The sequence below is a fragment of the Mesorhizobium sp. WSM4810 genome (assembly GCF_055811235.1).
In genome coordinates this window covers 264,162-287,891 of the sequence record NZ_JBVVQV010000005.1, presented here as the reverse complement: position 1 = coordinate 287,891, position 23,730 = coordinate 264,162, and the positions used below count along the sequence as shown (strand labels likewise).

The window sequence follows — 23,730 nt, the reverse complement described above, 5'->3', positions numbered from 1 at the left end:
GCAGCTGTCAGCATGATGGGAATATTTCATGCAAAGGTCACCTCCTTCGACAAGGGCAGTGTCCGGATGCGCTCGCCTGTCAGTGCGAAGATGGCGTTGGCCAGTGCCGGTGCCGCCGGCGGCGTGCCGACTTCGCCGACGCCGCCCATCTTGTGAAAATTCTCCAGGATGGCGACTTCGAACGCCGGACACTGGGAGATGCGCATGGCGTCGTAGTCATGAAAATTCGACTGATCGACCATGCCGTCGGCGAAAGTAATCTCCTGACCCATCGCTGCCGACAGGCCGTAGATGGCGGCGGAGATGAGTTGCGCCTCGATGATATCAGGATCGAGCGCGGTGCCGACATCGGCGGCGATCCACATCTTCTCGATGCGGATTCCGGACGGCGTGTCGGCGACCTGGACGATCTCGCCGACCCAACTGCCGAAGGACAGCGCGAACGCCATGCCCTTGGCCTTGCCGGCGGGCAGCGCCTCGCCCCACTTCGCCATTTCGGCGACCTTCTCGACCACCTTCACCGCTGCCGGATAGGCAGCCATCAGCATCTTGCGCAGTTCGACCGCATCGGTTTTCCCGGCGGTGGCGATCTCGTCCATGAAGCCCTCATGAAAGAAGCCGTTGATCGAGCAGCCGACCGATCGCCAGAAGCCGACCGGGATGGAGGCGGGCGCAGCGATGCCGCTGACCCGGTAATGCGGGATGGTGTAGGGCTGGTCGTAGGCCCCATCGACAATGGACTTGTCAGGGCCAAGCGGCGGGATCGAGGGAAACAGCCGGCGCAAGGTGCTGGCTATCACCGATGGCGAGGCGATTGTCATGTCGACGGCGACCGGTATGCCGTCGTTGCCAAGCCGCGCCTGGAATCTGCCGACCGAAGCCGGCCGGTAGGCGTCGTGGCGCATGTCCTCCTCGCGCGTCCAAATCACCTTGATTGGCCGGCCTGCCGTTTCTTTCGCCATCAGCGCGGCACAGAGCGCATAATCCACCTCGATACGTCGGCCGAAGCCGCCGCCCATGAAGGCGGTGTGGACGCTGACCTTGTCCTGCTCAATGCCGACAGCATTGGCGCAAAGCTGCCGCACCAAGGTCGGCGCCTGGTTGCCGCACCAGATGTCGAGGACGCCGTCCTTAAGCCGCGCCGTGGCGTTCATCGGCTCCATCGTCGCATGTGCCAGATAAGGCACGGCATAGTCGGCCTCGACGATCCTTTCGCGCGGCGCGTCGGCGAAGGCGGTATCGACATCGCCATCGTCGCGCATCACCGACCCTTTTGTGCCGAGCGCCTGCTTCAGCACCTCGGAAATGCCGGCGCTGTCCAGCGGATATTCGGGATCGGCCCATTCGGCGTCGATCGCCTCCGCCGCCTTGAACGCCGCCCAGGTGTTTTCGGCGATGATGCCGAAGCCGTGGCCGTAATTCGTGTCGATCGGCACGATCTTGATCACCCCAGGCATTTTCTCGGCGTTCGAAAAATCCGCCTTGACCGGCTTGGCCCAGAAGCGCGGGCTCATCTTGACCGTGCCGTACAGCATCTCCGGCAGCGTCACGTCGATGCCGAAGATCGGCGCCCCGGTGACCTTGGCCAGCATGTCGATGCGTTTTTGCGGTTTGCCGAGCAGTTTCCAGCCGGCTTTGTCTTTGAGCCTGATTTCCGCGGGCGGCGCCATCGTCGCAGCGGTCGCAGCGACCGCGCCATAGGTCAGCGACTTGCCCGATGCCTTGTGCAGGATCGAGCCGTTGGCCGTTTCCAGATCGGCGGCAGCTATACCGAGCTTTTGCGCGGCCGCTGCAATCAGCATCTGCCGCGCGGCGGCGCCTGCCTCCCGCATCTTGCCGAAACCATCGAGCGTCGATGTCGAACCGCCGGTGCCTTGCAGGGCGAGGAATTTTCCGGCCACGCCCATGCCGGCGCGCACTATTTCCGCGGTTATGCTTTCATCGAAGAAGGCGAACGGACCGCCCTCTTCCAGGATCGCCGCATTGAAATAGGCGTAGGAGGCCGGGCCGTGCTCGACCTTGATCTGGTCGAGCCCGACATCGAGCTCTTCGGCAACCATGGCAGCAAGCGTCGTCGAGATGCCTTGGCCCATCTCGGCGCGCGGCGCGACGATGGTGATGGTGTTGTCGGCGCCGATTTTCACATAGGGGTTGAAGGTCGCTTCATCAGCCGCGAGGTCGCCTTCCAGCGGATTCGGAAAAGGCTTGCGATAATAGTAATAGCCGACGGCGATGCCGCCCGCGATGGCAGCGGTGCCGATGAGAAACGTGCGGCGGGCGATCTTTCCGACACTGGCCACGGTCAGATCCCCGCCGTCTTGAGCACGACCGCTCGTTTGATCGCCGCACGGATCTTCGGGTAGGTGCCGCAGCGGCAGAGATTGCCGCCCATGGCATCGTCGATATCGGCATCGGTCGGCTCGGCAACCTGGTCGAGCAGCGCCACCGCGCTCATGATCTGGCCGGCCTGGCAGTAGCCGCACTGGGCGACCTGCTCTTCCAGCCATGCCTGCTGTACCGGATGCAGTCCGCCTTCGGTGCCGATGCCTTCGATCGTGGTGACCGCGCCGGTGACCTCACCGACCGGCAATGAACAGGAGCGCACCGGCTGGCCGTCGACATGCACCGTGCAGGCGCCGCAGGCGGCGATGCCGCAGCCGAACTTCGGCCCGGTCTTGCCCATGAGATCGCGCAGCGCCCACAGCAGCGGCATTTCGGGATCGGCATTGACGTCGAATGCCTGCCCGTCGATGGTGAGGCGCATGGGGATACCCTTTGTTGTCGTCCACAGCCCGGGCAGGCCGGTCGGCCATTCGCCCTTATACATCTTGACAAATTACGTCATTTTGTCAATAGAGCTTTAGCAGGATAAAGTCGCGCCATGATCGAGATCGAGGACATCGCCACCGACCCCAAGCGCGCCCGCATTCTGGACAGCGCGATGAAGGTGTTTCTGGCCTATGGTTTCGCCCGCACCACCATGGACGACATCGCGCGTGCCGCCGACATGTCGCGGCCGGCGCTTTATCTGCAGTTCAAGAACAAGACTGATATTTATCGCGCCATTGCGTTGATGCTGCTCTCCCGCTCGCTCGAGCAGGCGAAAACGGCACTCGCCGGCGAAGAACCATTTGCCGGGCGCACGATGCGGGCCATCGACGAAGCGCTGATCTCGATGACGCGCACCGTCCACGGCTCGCCGCATGGCGCGGAACTGCTTGACATGAAGTCGAGTCTCGCCGACCTGATCGGCTGCTGGCGCAGCCGGTTTGCCGAGCATATCGCCGCAGCGATCCAGAGCGAAGCCGGACGCAATGGCGTCGATCTCACCGCCAACGGCTTGTCGGCAAAATTGCTGGCCGACATGCTGCTCGACGGGCTGGAAGGCATGAAGATGCGCATCAGCGATCCGGACGAGCAGCGGCAGGCTGCGGCCGCGCTGATCAAGGTGATCGATCTAGCCTTGCAAAAAAACTGACAACTAAACGCCTCAGGCTCGGCGACGCGCTGCCTCGGGTTTCTTGCGTGCTGCGAGGAACTCCTTGACCCGCCGCCCCGGTGCCGGTCCACGCATCGGCTTGAAGCCGTCGTCGAGCTCGCCTGAGAGATCAAGCGTCGGCCGCTTGCCGACGGCGTCGTAATTCTCTTCCAGCCAGTCGCTGGCGGCGGTGCGGCCAAGGTCGCGCAGATAGGTCAGGAAGGCCCATTCGGCATTGACCTTGGACGATGCCGACAGGTCCTTGAATGCCTCGTCGGCATCGATGCGGTGCATGCGGATGTCGCGGTATTCGCCATGCGGCAGCCGGCCGGCGGCAATCAGCTCCTTGATGAAGGCGATCGAGCGGAATTCGCGCAAGAGTCCGGCGTTGAAGGTGATCTCGTCGATGCGATTCTGGATTTCGTTGGCGCTCTTCGGCGTCCCCTCGCGGACCACCGGATTGATCTGCACCAAAAGCACGTCCTCGGTGGCAGTCGTCTTGAAGAACGGGAACAGCGCCGGATTGCCGCCATAGCCGCCATCCCAGTAGGGCACGCCCTTGATCTCGACGGCGCGGAACAGCTGCGGCAGGCAAGCCGACGCCATCACCGTGTCAAGATCGATCTCGCCATCGGAAAAGACGCGTAACTGCCCGGTCTCGACATTGGTCGCGGAGATGAACAGCTCCATCGATTTGCAGGCGCGCACATTGCCGAAATCGATCTCCTGTTCGATCACGTCGCGCAGCGGGTTGAGGCCGAGCGGGTTGGCGACATAGGGCGAAAACACCCGCGACATCGTGTCGAAAAACAGATAGCCCGGCGTGTTCTCGATCGACCAGTTGCCCCAGGCGACGTCCCACGGCATGCGCTGCACCGGGCTGAACCGGCCCTTCCGCGCCACCGCGCGCCAGAAATCGTCGAGCTTCTGCCGCGCGCCCTCGACGCCGCCGCGGACGAAGCCGTCGGCCAGCGCCACCGCGTTCATGGCGCCGGCGCTGGTGCCCGAAACCGCCGCGATGTCGAGCCGTCCGTCCTCCAGCAGCTGGTCGAGCACGCCCCAGGAAAAGGCGCCGTGCGAGCCGCCGCCCTGCAGCGCGACGTTGATCTTCTTGGGCTCCTCCGCCTTGCCGTTTGTCGTCATGGCGTTGTCCTTGATCTGTAGAGAGCCATTGGATGGATCACTGCGCGGTCCAGCCGCCGTCGACCGAGATTTGCGTGCCGTTGATCTGCGCTGCCGCATCCGAGCACAGGAATACCGCGGCAGCGGCAACTTGCTCGACCGTGACGAATTCCTTGGTCGGCTGCCTGTCGAGCATGACCTCGCGGACCACCGTGTCGCGGTCCATCTTGTTCGCCTTCATCTGGTCGGGGATCTGCGCCTCGACCAGCGGCGTCAGCACATAGCCGGGACAGATGGCGTTGCAGGTGATCTTGTCGCGCGCCAGTTCCAAAGCGACCGTCTTGGTCAGTCCCATGATGCCGTGCTTGGCCGCGACATAGGCCGATTTGAACGGCGAGGCGACCAGCCCATGGGCCGAGGCGATGTTGACGATCCTGCCGCCGCCGGCTTCTCTCATCAGCGGGATGGCGGCGGCGATGGTGTGAAAGGCCGACGACAAATTGATGGCGATGATGGCGTCCCACTTCTCGACGGGAAATTCTTCCACCGGCGCGACATGCTGGATGCCGGCATTGTTGACCAGGATGTCGACCGAGCCGAAGCTCTCGGCTGCCTTTGCGACCAGCGCCCGGCATTCGGCCGGCTTCGACATATCTGCCTTGATGTAGACAGTCTTCACGCCGTGATGCTTGGCGATCGCATCGGTGACGGCCTGGTCGTCGGCCGTGTCTGAAAAGGAATTGACGACGATGTTGCAGCCATCGGCCGCGAGGGCATGGGCGATTGCCAGGCCGATGCCCGAGGTGGAACCGGTGACGATGGCGGTTTTTCTGCTGGGCAAGGCGAAATCCTTCGTTACGGCGCTAACGGACCATATTGCAGTGCAGCATATATGCCTCGTGTGGCGCAAAAACAGCGGCACTCAGTGGCGATGATATGAAATTTTCGTTATGAAAGAGGACACCCTCACTCAAAGCTGTACGCCTGACACCAGTGCGAAGACAGGTTTTGCAGTGCGAAGATAGTTTTGTCAGCGATCCCCGGAAGCCACTTCAGGGCGCTCGTAAGATTGCGTTTCGGGATTTGTCATCTGGCTGATGAAAAGACGCAGAGCTTTCCGTACGGCGAGCGATGGCGGCTCGGACGGATGCCACTCCGGGAAATGACCATCGATCGCCATGCGTGCCAGGCCATAGACAAATGCGCGGGCGGCAAGCACCAGATGATCGAAGTCGGTGTCCGGGGCAAGCCGACCTTGTTGTTGCGCTTGGGTCAGCAGGTCGATCATTTTCCGGCGAACGGCTTCATTCTGATCACGAAGACTGTCCGACGCGTCGAAATCGATCAGCGTCCGAGAACTGATGATCTGGAAATGCGTGGGATTGCTGATCGCCCACTCCAGATAGCCTTGCCCGATCGCTTCGAAGGCCACAATGGGATCTGCGCTGCCGACTTTGGACTGTGCATCGGCAACGGCCTCGGTCAGCCGGTTCATCGCCTGTTCGGCGACGGCGGTCAGCAGTGCTGATTTCGAGCGGAAATGCCGGAATGGCGCGCCGGGCGAAACGCCGGCACGTTTTGCCGCCTCGCGCACCGAGACATGCTCTGCTCCGCGCTCTTCGATGATCTCTACGGTGGCAGCGATCAAGGCCTCGACCAGATTGCCGTGATGATAGCGCTTGGGGTGGGCGGCTTCGCCGGTATCCGTGGGGCTGGTCATGCCTGCGAAATAGCACAACGCCGACATGTAATCACTGATTATTTTCTTGTGTCCAGGCGTTTCATATGTAATCAGTGCTTACAACATCAATGGAGGTTACCATGCTTCGCATCATCGCAACGACTGCCCTTGCTTTCTCTTTACTGTCGCTCGGGTCTGCCCAGGCCGAAGATCGGCCAACCCTGCAAATCGTCTGGCCGGCGGCCGGCTCGTTCATCGAACTCGGCAATGACCCAGAGAAGGCGATAGGCGTCGTCGTCAGCAGCAACTTCGCGCTTCTGCCAGCGGGTGAATGCGACGGCGTCAGCCAATGCGGCCATTTGCATATGAAGATCGATCCCGCCGGAGACACCTGCAACATCCCCGGCAAGCCGTACAACAGCATGAACAGCGACTTTGGCGGCGATCTTGTCAAGGCTCGTTTCGGCCATTGCCCGGATGCCGCCGGCAAGCATGTGATCGGCGTCCTACTTGCCGATGATCATCACAAGCCCATTCTCGTCGACGGCAAACCCGTTACGGCTCTGGTGACGGTGACGACGAAATAGCGCGGATCGGGCGGGACCCAGCCTCATTCGAGGCGGAGATTTTCTGACACGGCCTGCTGATGAGAGATTTCGGCCGGGCTTGGTCCGGCCGGCGATCACGACATCGTGTCGAGCTTGCGCTGCATGGCGGCGATCTGTTCCTTCAGTTCCTGAAGGTCGTCGGGCTTTTCCGACGTCTCTTTCCTGGTCGGCTCCGCCGGCGCTGCGGAAGTGCCATTCGAGCCTGCCGGTGGGAAGGGCGTGAACAGGCGCATGGCGTTCTGGAACATCTCCATGTTGCGGCGCGTCTGCTCTTCCAGCGCCTTGATCGGCGTGGCGATCTTCATCATGTCCAGCGGCGACTTGCCCAACGCACCCTTCATCTGCTCGCGGAAGCGTTCCTGTTCCTTCGAGAAGGCGATCATCGACTGTTCGAGGAAGCTCGGCACGATCATCTGCATCTGGTCGCCGTAAAAAGCGATCAACTGGCGCAGGAACGGAATCGGCAGCATGTTCTGCCCTTCCTTGTTCTCCAGTTCGAAGATGATCTGGGTCAGCACCGGATGGGTGATGTCGTCGCCGGTCTTGGCGTCCTGGACGGTGAACTCCACGCCCTTCTTGACCATTTCGGCAAGGTCCTCGAGCGTCACATAGGTGCTGGTGCCGGTGTTGTAGAGGCGGCGATTGGCATATTTCTTGATGATAATCGGTTCGTCTTTCGCGGCCATCAGCATCCTCCCGGGACACCGGCGCACTTGAGGTAAGCTGCCGGTAACGATTGCGCCTTTTCAAGGATATGCGCAAAAGCGTCACAATTCCAAGCGGTTTGTGCAGTGCGGCATCAATTAATGCTGCACGGCGGGCTAGAAATGCTGCGCAGCAATGGGCCGGCTGTATCCACCACGATGCGCAACCTGCTTGCGACGCATGGCCGGTATGCCCATTTCCGGTTTGACTTGGATCATTGAAAGGGCAAGAAAAGCCCTGACGATACAAAACTGCGATACCAAAACCTCGATACCTCGAAGTGTGGAGAAGAACATGTCCGCTGCCATCGTTGTCGCCAGTGCGGCGCGCACGCCCGTCGGTTCCTTCAACGGCGCCTTCGCCGCCACGCCCGCGCATGAGCTTGGTGCCGTCGTCATCAAGGAGTTGCTGTCCCGTACCGGTGTCGAGCCGGCGGAGGTCGACGAGGTCATCCTCGGCCAGGTGCTGACCGCGGCTCAGGGCCAGAACCCCGCCCGCCAGGCATCTATCGAAGCCGGCCTGCCGAAGGAAACCACCGCCTGGGGCCTCAACCAGGTTTGCGGCTCAGGTCTGCGCGCTATTGCTCTCGGTATGCAGCAGATCGCGACAGGCGATGCCAAGGTGATCGTCGCCGGCGGGCAGGAATCGATGTCGCTGGCCCCGCACGCTCAACACCTGCGTGCCGGCGTCAAGATGGGCGACTACAAGATGATCGACATCATGATCAAGGATGGGCTGTGGGATGCCTTCAATGGCTACCACATGGGCAACACGGCCGAAAACGTCGCTCGCCAGTTCCAGATTACCCGCGAAAACCAGGACCAGCTCGCATTGGCCTCCCAGAACAAGGCAGAGGCCGCGCAGAAGGCCGGCAAATTCAAGGACGAGATCGTGGCCTTCACCGTCAAGGGCAAGAAGGGCGACACCATTGTCGACCAGGACGAATATATCCGCCACGGCGCCACGATCGAGGCCATAACCAAGCTGAGACCGGCCTTCGACAAGGACGGCACGGTGACCGCCGCCAATGCCTCCGGCATCAATGACGGCGCCGCCGCCGTGCTGCTGATGACCGAAGCGGAAGCCGCAAAGCGCGGCATCACGCCGCTGGCGCGCATCGTGTCCTGGGCGACCGCGGGTGTCGATCCGCAGATCATGGGCACCGGGCCTATTCCCGCCTCGCGCAAGGCGCTGGCCAAGGCCGGCTGGTCGGTCGGCGATCTCGACCTGATCGAGGCCAACGAAGCCTTCGCCGCCCAGGCCTGCGCCGTCAACAAGGACATGGGCTGGGATCCGTCGATCGTCAATGTCAATGGCGGTGCCATCGCCATCGGCCATCCGATCGGCGCCTCCGGGGCCCGCATCTTCAACACGCTGGTTTACGAGATGCGCCGCAGAAGTGCCAGGAAAGGCCTTGCCACGCTGTGCATCGGCGGCGGCATGGGGGTCGCCATGTGCGTGGAAGCGCTGTGAAGTCATCTTCAAAGCGCCGTGAGGACGGAGCGAGCAAGCCGTGAAACAGTCGGTGGCGAACAGGCTCCGCCGTTAGAGCGTTTCCGTTCGCCGCCCGCCGATCGAGAAAAAGGGAGGATATTATGACAAAGGTAGCACTCGTCACCGGTGGGTCGCGCGGCATTGGCGCCGCGATCTCGATCGGCCTGAAAACCGCCGGCTATCAGGTCGCCGCGAACTACGCCGGCAATGACGAAGCGGCGCAGAAATTCAAGGCAGAGACCGGCATCCCCGTCTACAAATGGTCGGTCGCCGACTACGATGCCTGCGCCGCCGGCATCAAGCAGATCGAGACCGATCTCGGCCCGGTTTCCGTTCTGGTCAACAATGCCGGCATCACCCGCGACGCCATGTTCCACAAGATGACGCGCGAGCAGTGGAAAGAGGTCGTCGACACCAATCTTTCCGGCGTCTTCAACATGACGCACCCACTGTGGGTCGGCATGCGCGACCGCAAGTTCGGCCGCGTCATCACCATCTCCTCGATCAATGGCCAGAAAGGCCAAACCGGCCAGGTCAATTATTCGGCGTCGAAGGCCGGCGATATCGGCTTTACCAAGGCGCTCGCCCAGGAAGGGGCGCGGGTCGGCATCACCGTCAATGTCATCTGCCCCGGCTACATCGCCACCGAGATGGTCAGGGCGATGGACGAGAAGGTGCTCAATGAGCGCGTCATCCCGCAGATCCCGGTCGGCCGACTCGGCGAGCCGGAAGAGATCGCACGCTGCGTCGTCTTCCTCGCGTCAGACGATGCCGGTTTCATCACCGGCTCGACCATATCAGCCAATGGCGGCCAGTATATCACGTGAGGCGTTATGTCACCTGAGGCGTCGGCCTGTTGCCGGCGACTGTTGCACGGGTCTAACCGCCCACACGGCCGAGTTCGAGGCCGGGATCCGGATTACTCCGGCCGTCAGGCGACACGCTTCAGCCCTGGTTCGGCTGCCGGCTTGGTCTGGGCGGCTGGACCCGGCTGGCGCGAAGGTGCCGGCAGGCGGGCAAGCGACGCCCGGCTGAGGCCCGACAGTTTCAAGGCGATGCGACGCTTCAGAAATGGAGTGAGATTCAGCGCCGAAAGCACGAGATTGCGGACGAACCGCTTCACCGAATTGCGGGAAAGCGCCATCTCGGTCATCATGCCCGCCAGTTCAAGCACCTCCTGGGCCGCCGGGCGGCGCAGCGTTTCGTAGAGGTCGAGCGCGGTTTCCGGGCGCACGCCGTTCACCACGTCGCCAAGCAACTGGCCAAGCACGACCGCGTCGATGATGCCGGTGTTCATGCCTTGCCCTCCCGCCGGGCTGTGCACGTGCGCGGCATCGCCGATGAGGAACAACCGGTCCTTGCGATACGAGCGGACCAGGCGGTGATGCACGCGAAAACGCGAGCTCCACACCAGTTCGAGCACCCGGGTTCTTTTCTTGGTCGGACCACGGCTGTCGAGCAGCGCCTGGATGTCGGTGACCGCGGGGTTTTCCGGTGCGTCATCCATTGTCGCGACGACCCGGTACGAACCGTCCGGGAGCGGTGCCACCACCACCAGCCCGGCCGGTGCAAAGAACAGCGACACTTCCGTCGGGCCAACCGGCCAGTCGAGACGAACATCGGCGAGCACGAACGACGCGTCATAGGCGGCGCCGTCGAACTCGATGCCGGTCGAGCTGCGCACCAGGCTGTGCATGCCGTCGGCACCAACGACGTAGCGTGCCGATATCAGTTTCTGGCGGCCGTTCTCGATCACCGTCACGTGTGCGCCGTCAGCGTCCTGAACGACTGCCTTGGCCTCGATCGAGCGATGAATCACGCCGCCCAGGGCAGCGCTCCGTTCGGCGAACACCTGCTCGGTCAGGTTCTGAGGCAGCATCATCAGATAGGGATGCCTCGAAGGAAGCTTGCTGAAATCGAGATTGAGCAGCGCCCGGTTGCGGTCGCGGATGGTGAAATTCTGCAGCTTCAGGGCAAGTTCGCTCAGCCGCTGCGTAACGCCGAGAGGCTCCAGCGTTTCCAGCGTCTGCGCGTGGATGACGCCAGCCCGCGAGGTCTGAAGGCCCTCCTCCAGCCTGTCGATCAGGACGTGATCGACACCGGCCTGGTGTAGCACGATGGACAGCGCCATGCCGGTCGGGCCGGCGCCAACGATCAGGACTTCCGTGGTTTCGGGCAACATCTCTCTCTCCATTTATCAACGATCGTTGACTTTCTAGGCGAAGCCATTGCATTTGTCAACGGCTGTTGTCATAAGCATTTCATGACCGAGAATCAGCCGAAAAAACCCGGCAAGTCGGACCGCACGCGCGCCAAAATCCTGGAGGCCGCGAAGCTCCTGTTCGCCGAGCACGGCTATGAGGGCGCCTCGATCCGTGACGTCGCGGCGCATGCCTCGATCGATCCGGCCATGGTGATCCGCTATTTCCGCAGCAAGGACGAGCTGTTCGCCAGGGCGGCGGTCGTCGACCTGCAATTGCCGGCACTGCGGGTGATCGACCGAAATGCCATCGGCGAAACGCTGATCAGGCGTTTTCTTGAAGTCTGGGAGGGCCCGACCAGCGGCCCTGGCATGGCAATTCTGCTGCGTTCGGCGACGTCGAACGAATTCGCCGCGGAAAAATTGCGCGACGTATTTGGCAACCAGGTGAGGCCGGTGATTGCGGCGGTCGCTGACCCCGCCGATGCGGGTCGACGGGCCGGGCTCGTTTCGAGCCAGTTGCTGGGTCTGGCGATGTGCCGGTACCTGTTGCGGCTTCCGCCCGTCGTCGCCCTGTCGCACGACGAAATTATCCAGAACGTCGGCCCTACTTTGCAGCGCTATGCCGTGGGAGAGGATGCGCCTTGAACAAGCCGGGCTGGCAGTCTGGTCCTCGTGCAGCGACTGCGCCGACCGACGGGCGTGACGCCGATTTGTGCCGAAGCGGCACGCAAAGGGTTAACGGCGGCCGTGCGGCCTGTGCAAAACCCTGTTGCCCGCCTGTGGATAACAGGTGGAATACCTGTTCACGATACTACATATGGGGGTGAACATACCGGGAAACATGCTCCGGCGCCGATTCGTCGCCGTTTCGTTCCGGCTTTGAGCGCAGTGTTAAACGACAAAGACTGAAAAACATCCCCAAATGGTTAAGGCGCGTTAGGAAAGACTAATTATTTCAAAATGTTGGATGACGCCGGCCGACCTGCGTCGATCGTTCAGCGGCAAAAGTTAACGGCGACGTCAGCCCTGCATGAAACGGGCCAGTTCGGCGATTCAGCATGTGGTGAGACTCGCAGGCGAGAAATCCAGATGTAGCCGTGAACAAACCATGAATATGCGCGAGTCAGCGATTCGTAGCCGATTCGTTCCAGACTCGTTCCAACTGTTAAATCGGAACGGCGGAACGGATTGTCGACGGCGACGGAAGGCTTCGAGCTGCCATCGGAATATTCTGCTTTCGCTTCACGCCCAAAATCCCTATGTGTCGGCTGTCACCCGCGCCACCACGGGGCGCGCTCCCGACAACGCGAGGCAGAGAGCCTTAATTTCCAGGTCGATGAACATCCAGCCGAAACACACTGAGCCACTGATCCTGTCAGGCCGCGACGTGACCGCTGTGCTCGGGCCAACCAACACCGGCAAGACCCATCTCGCCATCGAGCGCATGGTGGCGCATGAAAGCGGCATTATCGGCCTGCCGCTCAGGCTGCTCGCCCGCGAGGTCTACTCGCGCGTCTGCGAAAAAGTCGGCGCTCACAAGGTGGCCCTCATCACCGGTGAGGAGAAGATCCAGCCCGACGGCGCCAGATATTCGGTCTGCACCGTGGAAGCCATGCCGCGCGAGACCGACGCCGCCTTCGTTGCCGTCGACGAGGTCCAGCTGGCCGGCGACCTCGAGCGCGGCCACATCTTCACCGACCGCATCCTGCATCTGCGCGGCCGCCAGGAGACGCTGCTGCTCGGCGCAGCGACCATGCACGGCATCCTCCAGCGTCTGCTGAAGGGGGTGTCGGTGGTGACGCGGCCGCGGCTGTCGCATCTCGCCTATGCCGGTTCGAAGAAGCTGACCCGCCTGCCGCGACGTACGGCGATCGTCGCCTTCTCCGCCGACGAGGTCTATGCCATCGCCGAACTGATCCGCCGCCAGCAGGGCGGTGCGGCAGTCGTGCTCGGCGCGCTATCGCCGCGCACCCGCAACGCGCAGGTGGAGCTGTTCCAGTCGGGTGACGTCGATTATCTGATTGCCACCGATGCGATCGGCATGGGCCTCAACCTCGATCTCGATCACGTCGCCTTCGCCCAGAACCGCAAGTTCGACGGCTACCAGTATCGCAACCTGACGGCGGCCGAGCTCGGCCAGATCGCCGGCCGCGCCGGCCGCCACTTGCGCGACGGAACTTTTGGCGTCACCGGCCAGGTCGATCCACTGGACGAGGAACTGGTCAAGAAGATCGAAGCGCATGATTTCGACCCGGTGAAGGTGCTGCAATGGCGCACCGCGCGTTTCGATTTCGCCAACCTCGACGCGCTGAAGCGCTCGATCGAAACCAACGCGCCGGTTGAAGGCCTGACGCGCGCGCTGCCGGCGGTCGATGCGCAGGCGCTCGAACATCTGTCCCGCGACGAGGACATCCGGGCGCTTGCCACCGACGCCAGGCGCGTGGCGCTGTTGTGGGAGGCCTGCGCCCTTCCCGATTACAGGAAGATCGCCCCGGCTCAGCATGCCGACCTGATCGCCTCGATCTACATGGACCTTGCCAGGCATGGCCATGTCGACGAGAATTACATGGCCGAGCAGGTGCGCCGCGCCGACACCACCGAGGGCGACATCGACACGCTGTCGCACCGGATCGCCCAGATCCGCACCTGGACTTTCGTTTCCAACCGGCCCGGCTGGCTGGCCGATCAGGCACACTGGCAGGAAAAGACGCGCGAAATCGAAGACAGATTGTCGGATGCGCTGCATGAGCGGTTGACGAAACGCTTCGTAGACCGCAGGACTTCCGTCCTCATGCGGCGCCTTAGAGAAAATACCATGCCTGAAGCCGAAATCAGCCCAACCGGAACCGTCCTCGTCGAAGGCCACCATGTCGGCGAGTTGCAGGGGTTCCGCTTCACCGCCGACCAGAGCGCCGGCGGCGAGGACGCCAAGGCGGTGCGCACAGCGGCCCAGAAGGCGCTTGCAGCCGAATTCGAGGCGCGGGCCGAACGCTTCGGCGCCTCGGCCAATGGCGACATCGCGCTCGGCTCCGACGGCACGCTGCGCTGGATCGGCGCGCCGATCGGCACGCTGGTCGCAGGCGACGAGCCGTTGAAGCCACGCCTGGTGCTGCTGGCCGACGAGCAGCTCACCGGTCCCGCCCGCGACAAGGTCGCGGCGCGCGCCGAGCGCTTCGTCAATTTCCAGATCGAGTCGCTTCTGAAGCCGCTGGTCGACCTCAAGAACGCCGAGCAGATCACCGGCATCGGCCGCGGCATCGCCTTCCAGCTCGTCGAGAATTTCGGCCTCATCAACCGCCGCGACATCGCCGAGGAGATGAAGTCGCTCGACCAGGAAGGCCGCGCCGCCCTGCGCCGGCTCGGCGTGCGCTTCGGCGCCTACCACGTCTTCGTGCCCGCGCTGATCAAGCCGGCCCCGGCCGGACTGGTGACGCTGTTGTGGGCGCTGCAGAACGACGGCAAGGACAAGCCCGGCTTTGGCGACGTGGTTCACGCGCTGGCCTCCGGCCGCACCTCGGTGGTCATCGATCCCACCTTCGACAAGACCTTCTACAAGCTGGCCGGCTACCGCAATCTCGGCCGTCGTGCGGTGCGCGTCGACATCCTCGAACGGCTGGCCGACCTGATCCGGCCCGCAACCAACTGGAAGCCGGGCCTCGGCCAGCGCCCCGACGGCGCCTATGACGGTCAGTCCTTCATGGTGACGCCGCCGATGATGTCGATTCTCGGCGCCACGGCCGACGACATGGAAGAGATTCTGAAAGGCCTCGGCTACCGGGCCGAGCCGAAGCCGGCTGTCGAGGTGAAGGCACGGCTCGAGGCACAGGACAATGCCGCGCGCGAAGCCGCCGCGGCCAAGCAGGCGGCGGAGGCACAAGCCGAGCAGGCCAAGGCAGCGGAAACCGCGATTGCCGACGCAGCCGCCGAGGCGCCGGCCGACAGTCCAGAGCCGGATGCAGTGGCAGAAGCCACGGCGGAGGCTCTCGCGGAACCCGCTGCCGAAGCGGAACCTGTCGCAGAAGCTCAGCTGCAAAGTCCGCCTGAGGTCACGGTAGAGGGACTGCCTGCAGCTGAAGCCGCAGCTCGAGAGGCAGCACCCGAAACCGCCGTGCTTGAGGTCGCACCGGCGGAGCCGGCTTCCGAAGCCTCGCCCGCAACGGCAGCAGTCTCGGCCGAACCTGCCGCGGCGGCGGAAGCCGCCACCGGCGAGGCTGCTCCAGAGGCCGAGAAAGAGGCAGAGGAACCAAAACCCATCCTGTTGTGGCGGCAGGGCCGCTTCGACCAGCGCCCACGCCACCGCCACCACGACAACCGGCCCCGTGACAGGGACAATCGCCCGCGCAGCGGACAAGCAGCGCGCGATGGCCGCAGCAACGCGCCGGCAGAGGCCGGGCAGCAGGCCGGCGCTCCAGGCGACCGGCCCGCCCGTGAAGGACGCCGCGACGGCGCCGGCAAGCCGCGCTTCGACCGCAGCAAGTTCAAGCCCAAGCCCCAGGGCGAGCCAGGCGAACGGCGCGACGGCAAGCCGCAGGGCGAGCGCCCCGATCGTCGCGAAAGCCGGCCCGACTGGAAAGGCGGCAGGCCGGACGGCAAGGGCGGCGCGCCTGGTGGAAAGCCCGCGTTCCAGCCGAAGCCTCGCGAGGAGCGTCCGGTGCGCTTCGACCCGGATTCCCCCTTCGCCAAGCTCGCCGCGTTGCGCGACCAGCTGAAGAAGTAAGTTCGTTCGCTCCGATGGTCACTGGTGCCCGCCAGCGCATCGACAAATGGCTGTTCTTTTCGCGTGCGGTGAAATCGCGCTCGCTGGCGGCGAAGCTGGTGGTGGCCGGACGCGTTCGCATCAATCGCGACAAAGCAGCGCAGGCCTCCGATCTGGTCCGCCTCGGCGACGTCCTGACCATCACTCTCGAGCGGCGCATCTTCGTCTGGAAGGTGCTCGGCACCGGCAGCCGGCGCGGTCCCGCCGAGGAAGCGCGCTTGCTCTACGAGGATATCTCGCCGCCGCCGGCACCAAAGGGCGAGGCCGTTCGCGATGCGATCCCCGCACTGCGTGATGCCGGCAGCGGCCGCCCGACCAAGAAGGAACGCCGGGAAACCGACCGGTTGTTCGGCGACGACTGACGCATAACCGGCTTTCGTCGCATCACCGGCAGGAAATCCATTCCGGAAACACCGGCATCACGCGCAATGGCTGCCCTTGCAAGCGGCAGGCAAAGACGTTACCTCACCAAGAAAGCCTACCGCATCGGCCCACAAATCGATATCGATTTTCCAAGAGCACGATGCGTGGATTCAAAGTGTTAGAGCGTACCTTATGCGTCCGATTGGACGCCACGTCGCCCTGATAAAACGGGACGTCCCGGAGCCGACCGATGACCTATGTCGTGACCGATAATTGCATAAAATGCAAATACATGGACTGCATCGAGGTCTGTCCGGTCGACTGTTTTTATGAGGGCGAGAACATGCTCGTCATTCATCCCGACGAGTGCATCGACTGTGGCGTCTGTGAACCGGAATGCCCGGCCGACGCGATCAAGCCGGACACCGAGCCAGGGCTCGACAAATGGCTGCAGATCAACACCGAATACGCCGATAAATGGCCCAATATCACCGCCAAGAAGGAGCCTCCGGCCGACGCCAAGTCCTTCGATGGCGAGGCCGGCAAGTTCGAAAAATATTTTTCTCCCGAGCCCGGCCAGGGTGACTAGCGCTCGACCGCGAAAATCGAAATCGATTTTCGGAAGGACTATGCGCCAGATCAAAGTGTCACAGCGTCCTTGCGCGTCCAAAACGAGCGCGTGGCACCGTAATGGCGACGCCGGTTTGATCGGCGTCACGCGTGCTGACAGGCACCGCACGTTAACTGCCTTGACAGGCGGAGATCGCGCTTGACCTTCGCGCGTGCAGCAAAACCTTGATTCTTCCGACTTTTTGTGCTACACGAACCAAACATGCCGGTGACACAACGTCGATTTATGGCGCAAACGCCCCAAATCACTGAAAGGTGAATTTTTCAATCCGGACCAGAGTGATCTGGGGCAGGCAGTCGCGACTATGCGATTTGCCGCCCTCGGCTTTTCCGGTGGGTTCGTAGTTGTGCGGCTAACGATCGGTACCCGATCGCGCGAGTTCGACCGGCAGAATGCCGGTTCCACACCAAGGAGTTCATGGCGTAATGGCAACAATCACCCCGCAGAAGAAGTCCAGCGCAGCGCGTCACGGTTTTAAGACGGGCGAGTACATCGTCTATCCGGCGCATGGCGTCGGCCAGATCGTCTCGATCGACGAGCAGGAAGTTGCGGGCCACAAGCTGGAACTGTTCGTCATCGACTTCCAGAAGGACAAGATGCGTCTGAAGGTTCCGGTCGCCAAGGCGACCTCCATCGGCATGCGCAAGCTGTCGGAAGAGGATTACGTCGATCGCGCGCTGAAGGTCGTGCAGGGCCGCGCCCGCGTCAAGCGCACCATGTGGTCGCGCCGCGCCCAGGAATATGATGCGAAGATCAATTCCGGCGACCTGATCTCGATCTCGGAAGTTGTGCGCGACCTCTACCGCGCCGACAATCAGCCGGAGCAGTCCTATTCCGAACGCCAGCTTTATGAGGCGGCACTCGACCGCATGGCGCGCGAGATCGCGGCCGTCAACCGCATGTCGGAAACCGAAGCGGTGCGCCTCATCGAGGTGAACCTCAACAAGGGACCGAAGCGCGGCGCCAAGGCCGACAACGAAGAAGCCGAGCAGGAAGAAGCAGCCTGAGCGCTTCTCGCCTTAATTTGGAAAAACCCGGCCTCGCGCCGGGTTTTTTTATTCCTAAGCTCGTCGCGTTTGACTGGATTCATGCGACGCGCTTTAGGTTGTTGTTGTTGTTATGCATGTCGTGATCGCAAAACCACCGCGCGCCCTGCATTAGTGATCGTCACCCCAAAACCGCTACGCACTTTTTGGGCGACATGCCTTAAATTTCGCCACCGGTTTCCTTCTCTGCCTCCTGCTTCAGCGTCGCGATAAACCGCTTGGTTCGCTGGCGCTCCGGATTGCTGAACAGAACCGCGGCGGGGCCTTTCTCGACGACGCTGCCGGCGTCGAGGAACACCACCTCCTGCGCGATTTTGGAGGCGAGGCGCAAATCATGCGTCGCCATCACCATGGTGGTGCCCTCGCTGGCGAGCTGGCCGAGCACGTCGACCACCTCCTGCGCCAGTTCCGGATCGAGCGCCGAAGTCGGCTCGTCGCACAGCAGCACTTTCGGCGATGGCGCCAGCGCCCGGGCGATCGCCACGCGTTGCTGCTGGCCGCCTGACAACGTCGCCGGCCAGGCGTCGGCCTTGTGCGCCATACCAACCTTTTCGAGCAGGGCGAGCGCCCGCTCGCGCGCTCGCCCGGCCGGCCATTTCAACACCGTCACCAGCCCCTCCATGACGTTTTCGATCGCCGTGCGGTGCGGAAACAGCTGGAAATTCTGGAACACCATGCCGGTCTGAAGCCGCAGGCGCTGGATGGCCCTGCCGGGAACCTTGCCGCCGGGATGGAATTCGAGCGCGTCGTCGCCGATGCGCACCGTGCCCGAGGTCGGGATCTCGAGCAGGTTGATGCAGCGCAGAAGCGTGCTTTTCCCACCGCCCGAGGGGCCGACAAGGGCGGTGACGCTGCCTTCCTCGATGGTGACGGTCACGCCCTTCAGCACGAGATTGTCACCAAAGCGCTTCTCGATGTCGGTGAGGCCGATCATGGGCGCGCCTCGAGGAAGCCGCCATAGCGGTTGAGCCGCTTTTCCAGGCGCGTCTGCAACGCCGACAGCACCGAGCTCAGCGCCAGGTAGAGAGCCGCCGCCTCGACATAGAGGATTAGCGGCTCGTAGGTGGTGGCGACGATGCGCTGCGCCGCCTGGAACATCTCCGGCACCGTGATGGCGGCGGCCAGCGATGTATCCTTGACCAGCGAGATGAAGGTGTTGGACAGCGGCGGCACCGCGACGCGGCCCGCTTGTGGAAGGATAGTGCGTCGCATCGCCTGGCCCCAGGTCATGCCGATCGAATAGGCCGCCTCCCACTGCCCCTTCGGCACCGAGCCTATGACGGCGCGGATGATCTCCGACGTATAGGCGCCGATATTGAGTGTGAAGCCGATCAACGCGGCTGAAAAGGCGTCGAGCAGGATGCCGACCGAGGGCAGGCCGTAGAAGATCAGGAAGAGCTGCACCAGAAGCGGCGTGCCACGGAAGATCCAGACATAGAAGCGGACCACGGCGACCAGCGGCTTCGGGCCGAACAGCCGGACGAGCGCTGCGACCAGTCCTACGAAGAGACCGAATGCGAACGACAGCAGCGTTAGCGGCACGGTGAAGATCAGCGCGGCCCATAGCAGCGTGGGCAACGAATCCAGCATCAATTGCAGCCAGTGCGGCACGAAAACTCTCCTTGCGAGATTGCCGCCCAAAAATCGGCCCGGCAGCATCGAGGCGCGACCATAGTGTCGTCATATCACGCCAAAAGCGGCGGCCGTCAAAGACGGCTCGCCGCGATCCTTTGCCATGCGGGCCGGCAACCGGCCCGCTCCGTGAAATGCGCCTACTTCGAAACGTCCTGGCCGAAGTAAGTGTCGGCGATCTTCTGGTAGGTGCCGTCGGCCTTGATATCGGCCAGCGCCCGATTGATGGCGGCGACCAGTTCCGGATCGCCCTTGCGCACGAGCACGCCGGAATAGTCGGCATTTTCTTCCTGCGCGGCGATCTTCACGTTGGCGTCGGGCTTGTGCTTCTTGAAATCGAGGAAGGACAGGCTGTCGTTGATGGTGGCATCGGCGCGGCCGGTAAGAAGCAGCTGGATCGATTGGTCGAAACCATCGGTACCGACGAGTTCGGCGCCGTTCGCTTCGGCGAGCTTGCCGAAATTCGAGGTCAGCGACTGCGCCGCCTTCTTGCCCTTCAGGTCGGCAAAGCTCTTGATGTCGGTATTGTCGCCGCGCACGATCAGCACCGCCTTGGAAGCAATATAGGGATCGGAGAAATCATACTTGGCCTTGCGCTCCTCGGTGATGCCGACCTGGTTGATAACAGCGTCATAGCGCTCGGCGTCGAGGCCGGCGATCAGCCCATCCCATTTGCCTTCGAGGAATTCGGCCTTGACGCCGAGTCGCTCGGCGATCGCCTTGGCAATCTCGACGTCGAAGCCGACCAGCGCGCCCGAGGCATCATGATAGGTGAAGGGGGCATAGGTACCTTCCGTGCCGACCTTGAAGACACCGGCCTGCTTGATCTGATCGAGATTGGCGCCGGCATGGCCTGATGTGCCTGCCAGTACCTGCAGTGTTGCGGCGACGATAAGCGATTTGAGCCATTTCATTTTTCTGTGATCCCGTCATTGGCCGGCGTCCGGGGCCGGCGTCCGGCGCATTTGTGAGCGCCGGAAACTGACAGATGCAGCCTGGCGAAATAAGGAACCAGATTTCAAAAATGAGACACTTTCGAAATCCAATTCTCAAAACTACATCGACTCACGCCAACCGGCCGAGGAGCGACCGCCGTATCGAGCGTTCGAACAGTGCAATCCACGCGACATCAGCGGCGGAACCATTCGCGCGGGTGGCACGTTTGTTGGCTGTTGTAGGGCGCGGCGTCGCCAATTCAACCACGATGCCAGCTCAGGGGCGAGCGAACGCACCGCAACGCCCGGAACAGGGAGCGTGGCATGATGGAAGATACGGCAGGGCGAACCATGGTCCGCGCGGCGATGAAAGCCCCCTATCTCGAGCGCGACGAGGAGCATGTTCTCGCGCTGCGCTGGAAGGAAAACAACGACCAGCAGGCACTGCACCAAATCGCCATGGCGCATATGCGGCTGGTTATTTCCATGGCCTCGAAGTTCCGCCACTATGGCCTGCCCCTCGGCGACCTGGTGCAGGAGGGCCATGTCGGCCTGCTGGAGGCAGCGGCCCGTTTCGAACCGGAGCGCGAGGTGCGGTTTTCGACCTATGCGACATGGTGGATCCGTGCCTCGATGCAGGACTATATCCTGCGCAACTGGTCGATCGTGCGCGGCGGCACCAGTTCGGCGCAAAAGGCGCTGTTCTTCAATTTGCGGCGCCTGCGCGCCCGCTTGGCGAACGGTGCCGAGCCGATCTCGAACACCTCGCTCTACCGCGAGGTGTCGGTGGCGCTCGGCGTCTCCGAGGCGGATGTGGCGATGATGGACTCGCGCCTTTCGGCCCCGGACAGTTCGCTCAACCAGCCGCTCGCCGACGATGCGGGCGCCACCGAGCGAATGGATTTCCTGGTTTCGGACGATCCTTTGCCGGACGAAGTGGTGGGCGACACGATCGATGTCGAACGCCGCTCTATCTGGCTGAAAACCGCGCTCGGCGCGCTCAATGCCCGCGAGCTCAGGATCATCGAGGAACGCCGGCTGAGCGACGAGGGCGCGACGCTCGAAGCCCTCGGCGAGGCGCTTGGCATCTCCAAGGAACGCGTCCGCCAGATCGAGGCACGCGCCATGGAAAAGCTCAAGATAGCGCTGGTGAAGCAAAACCCCGAGTTTCTGGCGACCGCCGCCTAGGGTGTGTTGCGATTCAGGTTAGGACGAGTCGGAGTCGAACACGGGCGCGAAGCGACCAAACCAGGTGGTTTCCGAGAACCGGAGCGGAGCGTACATAAAGTACGTGAGCACCGGCCTACGCCGGCCGTAGCCTTACTGCCGCGACCGCTCATGAGTGCTCCGGCCGGCGAAGGTCGGAAGCGCAGGAAATTGCCGTTTGCGGGCCGGCATCACCTGAATATCGACACACCCTATCTGTCGGTGATGATCTTGACCTTGTCGCCCGCCGAAACGGCTGCGCCGGGCGACATTGCATTGAGCACCCTGAACAGGTCGAGCTTGCGGTCGACGCCGACCATCTGCGCCGCGAGCGAACCCATGGTCTGTCCGGGCCGGACCGTGACGACGCGGATATGCAGCGGCTTCAGCGCTGCTTTTTCGGCCGCGCTCAAGATCCGGAACGAGCCGCTGACCGAGCGCGCCACCGCGTCCAGCGAGGTGCTGGCGGAGGGGGCTGCCGTCAGCAGCCGGTAGACCTGGCCGCCGGCGCGGATCACCGCGATGCCGAACTGCCAGCCCTCGGCGCTGGCATGCGCCGTCGCCGCCTCGTTGCCGTTGATTGTTTCCTGGCGCACGCTGCTTTGGTCGAGACCGGCCACCCAGCCGCTGCGGAGGTAGTCGGTCAGCGATCGGTTCCTGTCGATCGAGACGCCGTCGAAGCGGATCGCTATGTCGCCCGGCCCGGTTGCCGTCACCGCCGCGGCCGAGTTGTCGATGATGAAGCCGTCGGGCACCGAGAACGACACGCCGAGCCCCGGATGCAGGAAGGTTTCGCCACGCACATAGCCTTCCTCCGGCGTGTCGCCATAGAGCAGCCCGTCTATGCCGGCGAGGAAGGCGTCGCGGTCGCGCGTGCCGACGCCGGGCGCGCCGAACTGGCGGGCGTGGCGCTGCGCCAGATCGATGCGTTGCGGCGTGTTCGGGTGCGTTGCCAGGAAGTCGAGGCTGGCGTCGGTGGCGCCGCTGATCGAGCGGAAATCGGTGTAGGCCGACATGGACTGCAGGAAGCGGCCGGCGGCAAACGGATCGAAGCCCGCCTCGCCGATCGACTTGATGCCGATGCCGTCGGCCTCCAGCTCCTGATTGCGCGAGAACTGGGCAAGCCGCAACTTGCCGCGGATCAGTGCCGCCTTGGCGGTCGGGCTGTCGCCGAGCACATCCGAGACGACTTTTGTCGCAAAGCCTTCCTCGGCCTCGAGCTGCTGGCGCTGCAAGCCGTGGTTTGCAGTAACATGGCCCATCTCATGCGCGATGACCGCGGCGAGCTCGGCCGAATCGTTGGCCAGCGCCAACAGGCCGCGCGTGATGTAGAGATAGCCGCCAGGCAATGCGAAAGCGTTGACGTTGGGCGAATTGAGGATCGTGATGCGGTAGGTCTGGCTCGGGTTGGCCGAAACCACCGTCAGGCTGCCGACGACTTTGGCGACCATGCGCTCGAGCTTGGGATCGGAATATTCGCCGCCATAGGTCGCGAGGATGCGCGGATGCTGCGCCTTGGCCATTTCGGCGACCTTGCTGTTGGCGGCAACATTGTCGACGGTGACCGGTTTGCTGGAAGGCTGGAAGCCGGATTCCTGAACGTCCGGAGGCGTGAACATCTGGCAGCTTGCCAACGCCATGGCAAAGCCGGCCAGCGCCAGGAAGCGCGCCAGCGGTTTCCTTCTCACTCTGTCTGTGCCGGTCGGCAGAACAGCTTCCTTTCGGCTCTCAGCACATGGCCCGAAAATCGGGCATCGATTTTCAGATCATGCGCAAAATCAACTGCCACAGCGTCGTTCGAGCCCACGAGCGCGGATGGCACCGTAGTGGCAAATCACAACCTATGCCGGACCAGTATCGGAGGACCTAG

Annotated in this window: 22 protein-coding genes; 10 read left to right on the top strand and 12 right to left on the bottom strand. The window is 63.0% G+C overall.

What is annotated here, in order from left to right:
• Positions 1-26 precede the first annotated feature (26 nt).
• Entirely contained in the window at positions 27-2,300 is a 2,274-nt protein-coding gene (locus tag AC0L3O_RS10460) for a xanthine dehydrogenase family protein molybdopterin-binding subunit (protein WP_473535717.1), read from the bottom strand.
• 2 nt (positions 2,301-2,302) lie between these two features.
• Complete coding sequence (locus AC0L3O_RS10455; RefSeq protein WP_473615496.1) at positions 2,303-2,764, bottom strand: (2Fe-2S)-binding protein; 462 nt, start codon at positions 2,762-2,764, stop codon at positions 2,303-2,305.
• A gap of 117 nt (positions 2,765-2,881) precedes the next feature.
• On the opposite strand from AC0L3O_RS10455, the gene AC0L3O_RS10450 reads away from it, so the two are divergent.
• The gene (locus AC0L3O_RS10450; protein WP_473535719.1) at positions 2,882-3,478 is read left to right on the top strand and encodes a TetR/AcrR family transcriptional regulator; all 597 of its coding nucleotides are present in this window, start codon (positions 2,882-2,884) and stop codon (positions 3,476-3,478) included.
• Between the two features lie 12 nt (positions 3,479-3,490).
• On the opposite strand, the gene AC0L3O_RS10445 is transcribed toward AC0L3O_RS10450, so the two are convergent.
• From AC0L3O_RS10445 to AC0L3O_RS10435, 3 genes are all read right to left on the bottom strand, one after another.
• A complete protein-coding gene (locus AC0L3O_RS10445) occupies positions 3,491-4,621 on the bottom strand; it encodes a patatin-like phospholipase family protein (RefSeq protein WP_027152943.1) in 1,131 nt (376 codons plus the stop codon).
• A 37-nt stretch (positions 4,622-4,658) separates the two neighbouring features.
• The gene (locus AC0L3O_RS10440) at positions 4,659-5,441 is read right to left on the bottom strand and encodes a 3-hydroxybutyrate dehydrogenase (RefSeq protein WP_128182015.1); all 783 of its coding nucleotides are present in this window, start codon (positions 5,439-5,441) and stop codon (positions 4,659-4,661) included.
• A 189-nt stretch (positions 5,442-5,630) separates the two neighbouring features.
• Positions 5,631-6,320: a TetR/AcrR family transcriptional regulator gene (locus AC0L3O_RS10435; protein WP_473482273.1), complete on the bottom strand. Its 690-nt coding sequence runs from the start codon at positions 6,318-6,320 to the stop codon at positions 5,631-5,633.
• Between the two features lie 101 nt (positions 6,321-6,421).
• On the opposite strand from AC0L3O_RS10435, the gene AC0L3O_RS10430 reads away from it, so the two are divergent.
• Positions 6,422-6,868 (top strand): hypothetical protein, encoded by a 447-nt coding sequence (locus AC0L3O_RS10430; protein ID WP_473482274.1) that lies wholly within the window; start codon positions 6,422-6,424, stop codon positions 6,866-6,868.
• A gap of 95 nt (positions 6,869-6,963) precedes the next feature.
• On the opposite strand, the gene phaR is transcribed toward AC0L3O_RS10430, so the two are convergent.
• Both phaR and AC0L3O_RS10420 read right to left on the bottom strand, forming a co-directional pair.
• Positions 6,964-7,575 (bottom strand): polyhydroxyalkanoate synthesis repressor PhaR, encoded by a 612-nt coding sequence (gene phaR, locus AC0L3O_RS10425; RefSeq protein WP_287230006.1) that lies wholly within the window; start codon positions 7,573-7,575, stop codon positions 6,964-6,966.
• Between the two features lie 135 nt (positions 7,576-7,710).
• On the bottom strand, positions 7,711-7,902 hold the full coding sequence (locus AC0L3O_RS10420) for a hypothetical protein (protein WP_473535722.1): 192 nt from the start codon (positions 7,900-7,902) through the stop codon (positions 7,711-7,713).
• On the opposite strand from AC0L3O_RS10420, the gene AC0L3O_RS10415 reads away from it, so the two are divergent.
• Both AC0L3O_RS10415 and phbB read left to right on the top strand, forming a co-directional pair.
• Complete coding sequence (locus tag AC0L3O_RS10415) at positions 7,889-9,067, top strand: acetyl-CoA C-acetyltransferase (protein WP_473615495.1); 1,179 nt, start codon at positions 7,889-7,891, stop codon at positions 9,065-9,067. The two genes, AC0L3O_RS10420 and AC0L3O_RS10415, sit on opposite strands and share 14 nt — an antisense overlap.
• A 122-nt stretch (positions 9,068-9,189) precedes the next feature.
• Positions 9,190-9,915, top strand: a complete 726-nt coding sequence (phbB, locus tag AC0L3O_RS10410; RefSeq protein WP_287230008.1) for an acetoacetyl-CoA reductase — start codon at positions 9,190-9,192, stop codon at positions 9,913-9,915.
• 104 nt (positions 9,916-10,019) lie between these two features.
• On the opposite strand, the gene AC0L3O_RS10405 is transcribed toward phbB, so the two are convergent.
• On the bottom strand, positions 10,020-11,270 hold the full coding sequence (locus tag AC0L3O_RS10405; protein WP_473615494.1) for an FAD-dependent oxidoreductase: 1,251 nt from the start codon (positions 11,268-11,270) through the stop codon (positions 10,020-10,022).
• A gap of 81 nt (positions 11,271-11,351) precedes the next feature.
• Between AC0L3O_RS10405 and AC0L3O_RS10400 the strand changes: the two genes are divergently transcribed.
• The 5 genes from AC0L3O_RS10400 (at position 11,352) to AC0L3O_RS10380 (ending at position 18,048) form a co-directional block, all read left to right on the top strand.
• Positions 11,352-11,936: a TetR/AcrR family transcriptional regulator gene (locus AC0L3O_RS10400; RefSeq protein WP_128176220.1), complete on the top strand. Its 585-nt coding sequence runs from the start codon at positions 11,352-11,354 to the stop codon at positions 11,934-11,936.
• A 691-nt stretch (positions 11,937-12,627) separates the two neighbouring features.
• On the top strand, positions 12,628-16,008 hold the full coding sequence (locus tag AC0L3O_RS10395; RefSeq protein WP_473615492.1) for a helicase-related protein: 3,381 nt from the start codon (positions 12,628-12,630) through the stop codon (positions 16,006-16,008).
• Between the two features lie 14 nt (positions 16,009-16,022).
• Positions 16,023-16,409, top strand: coding sequence for an RNA-binding S4 domain-containing protein (locus tag AC0L3O_RS10390; protein WP_473615491.1), 387 nt, complete (start codon positions 16,023-16,025; stop codon positions 16,407-16,409).
• Between the two features lie 251 nt (positions 16,410-16,660).
• Positions 16,661-16,999, top strand: a complete 339-nt coding sequence (fdxA, locus tag AC0L3O_RS10385) for a ferredoxin FdxA (RefSeq protein WP_023803892.1) — start codon at positions 16,661-16,663, stop codon at positions 16,997-16,999.
• 467 nt (positions 17,000-17,466) lie between these two features.
• Positions 17,467-18,048 carry a CarD family transcriptional regulator gene (locus AC0L3O_RS10380; protein WP_027152934.1) on the top strand — a complete coding sequence of 194 codons (582 nt, stop codon included), beginning with the start codon at positions 17,467-17,469 and terminating at the stop codon, positions 18,046-18,048.
• Positions 18,049-18,247: 199 nt separating this feature from the next.
• Here AC0L3O_RS10380 and AC0L3O_RS10375 read toward each other — a convergent pair whose 3' ends face one another.
• The 3 genes from AC0L3O_RS10375 to AC0L3O_RS10365 form a co-directional block, all read right to left on the bottom strand.
• Complete coding sequence (locus AC0L3O_RS10375; protein WP_473512246.1) at positions 18,248-19,021, bottom strand: amino acid ABC transporter ATP-binding protein; 774 nt, start codon at positions 19,019-19,021, stop codon at positions 18,248-18,250.
• The gene (locus AC0L3O_RS10370; protein ID WP_027152932.1) at positions 19,018-19,698 is read right to left on the bottom strand and encodes an amino acid ABC transporter permease; all 681 of its coding nucleotides are present in this window, start codon (positions 19,696-19,698) and stop codon (positions 19,018-19,020) included. The genes AC0L3O_RS10375 and AC0L3O_RS10370 overlap by 4 nt, the downstream gene beginning before the upstream one ends.
• Positions 19,699-19,859: 161 nt before the next feature.
• A complete protein-coding gene (locus AC0L3O_RS10365; protein WP_023803897.1) occupies positions 19,860-20,633 on the bottom strand; it encodes an amino acid ABC transporter substrate-binding protein in 774 nt (257 codons plus the stop codon).
• Between the two features lie 345 nt (positions 20,634-20,978).
• On the opposite strand from AC0L3O_RS10365, the gene AC0L3O_RS10360 reads away from it, so the two are divergent.
• Complete coding sequence (locus tag AC0L3O_RS10360; RefSeq protein ID WP_027152930.1) at positions 20,979-21,842, top strand: RNA polymerase factor sigma-32; 864 nt, start codon at positions 20,979-20,981, stop codon at positions 21,840-21,842.
• Between the two features lie 230 nt (positions 21,843-22,072).
• Here AC0L3O_RS10360 and AC0L3O_RS10355 read toward each other — a convergent pair whose 3' ends face one another.
• Entirely contained in the window at positions 22,073-23,500 is a 1,428-nt protein-coding gene (locus AC0L3O_RS10355; RefSeq protein WP_287176126.1) for a M48 family metalloprotease, read from the bottom strand.
• Between the last annotated feature and the right edge of the window lie 230 nt (positions 23,501-23,730).

Coding starts and splice junctions, on each gene's coding strand:
- fdxA (WP_023803892.1), top strand. CDS start 16,661: ATGACCTATGTCGTGACCGATAATTGCATAAAATGCAAATACATGGAC.
- AC0L3O_RS10375 (WP_473512246.1), bottom strand. CDS start 19,021: ATGATCGGCCTCACCGACATCGAGAAGCGCTTTGGTGACAATCTCGTG.
- phaR (WP_287230006.1), bottom strand. CDS start 7,575: ATGGCCGCGAAAGACGAACCGATTATCATCAAGAAATATGCCAATCGC.
- AC0L3O_RS10455 (WP_473615496.1), bottom strand. CDS start 2,764: ATGCGCCTCACCATCGACGGGCAGGCATTCGACGTCAATGCCGATCCC.
- AC0L3O_RS10405 (WP_473615494.1), bottom strand. CDS start 11,270: ATGTTGCCCGAAACCACGGAAGTCCTGATCGTTGGCGCCGGCCCGACC.
- AC0L3O_RS10435 (WP_473482273.1), bottom strand. CDS start 6,320: ATGACCAGCCCCACGGATACCGGCGAAGCCGCCCACCCCAAGCGCTAT.
- phbB (WP_287230008.1), top strand. CDS start 9,190: ATGACAAAGGTAGCACTCGTCACCGGTGGGTCGCGCGGCATTGGCGCC.
- AC0L3O_RS10355 (WP_287176126.1), bottom strand. CDS start 23,500: ATGGCGTTGGCAAGCTGCCAGATGTTCACGCCTCCGGACGTTCAGGAA.
- AC0L3O_RS10430 (WP_473482274.1), top strand. CDS start 6,422: ATGCTTCGCATCATCGCAACGACTGCCCTTGCTTTCTCTTTACTGTCG.
- AC0L3O_RS10390 (WP_473615491.1), top strand. CDS start 16,023: ATGGTCACTGGTGCCCGCCAGCGCATCGACAAATGGCTGTTCTTTTCG.
- AC0L3O_RS10360 (WP_027152930.1), top strand. CDS start 20,979: ATGATGGAAGATACGGCAGGGCGAACCATGGTCCGCGCGGCGATGAAA.
- AC0L3O_RS10365 (WP_023803897.1), bottom strand. CDS start 20,633: ATGAAATGGCTCAAATCGCTTATCGTCGCCGCAACACTGCAGGTACTG.
- AC0L3O_RS10400 (WP_128176220.1), top strand. CDS start 11,352: ATGACCGAGAATCAGCCGAAAAAACCCGGCAAGTCGGACCGCACGCGC.
- AC0L3O_RS10450 (WP_473535719.1), top strand. CDS start 2,882: ATGATCGAGATCGAGGACATCGCCACCGACCCCAAGCGCGCCCGCATT.
- AC0L3O_RS10415 (WP_473615495.1), top strand. CDS start 7,889: ATGTCCGCTGCCATCGTTGTCGCCAGTGCGGCGCGCACGCCCGTCGGT.
- AC0L3O_RS10445 (WP_027152943.1), bottom strand. CDS start 4,621: ATGACGACAAACGGCAAGGCGGAGGAGCCCAAGAAGATCAACGTCGCG.
- AC0L3O_RS10395 (WP_473615492.1), top strand. CDS start 12,628: ATGAACATCCAGCCGAAACACACTGAGCCACTGATCCTGTCAGGCCGC.
- AC0L3O_RS10420 (WP_473535722.1), bottom strand. CDS start 7,902: ATGGCAGCGGACATGTTCTTCTCCACACTTCGAGGTATCGAGGTTTTG.
- AC0L3O_RS10380 (WP_027152934.1), top strand. CDS start 17,467: ATGGCAACAATCACCCCGCAGAAGAAGTCCAGCGCAGCGCGTCACGGT.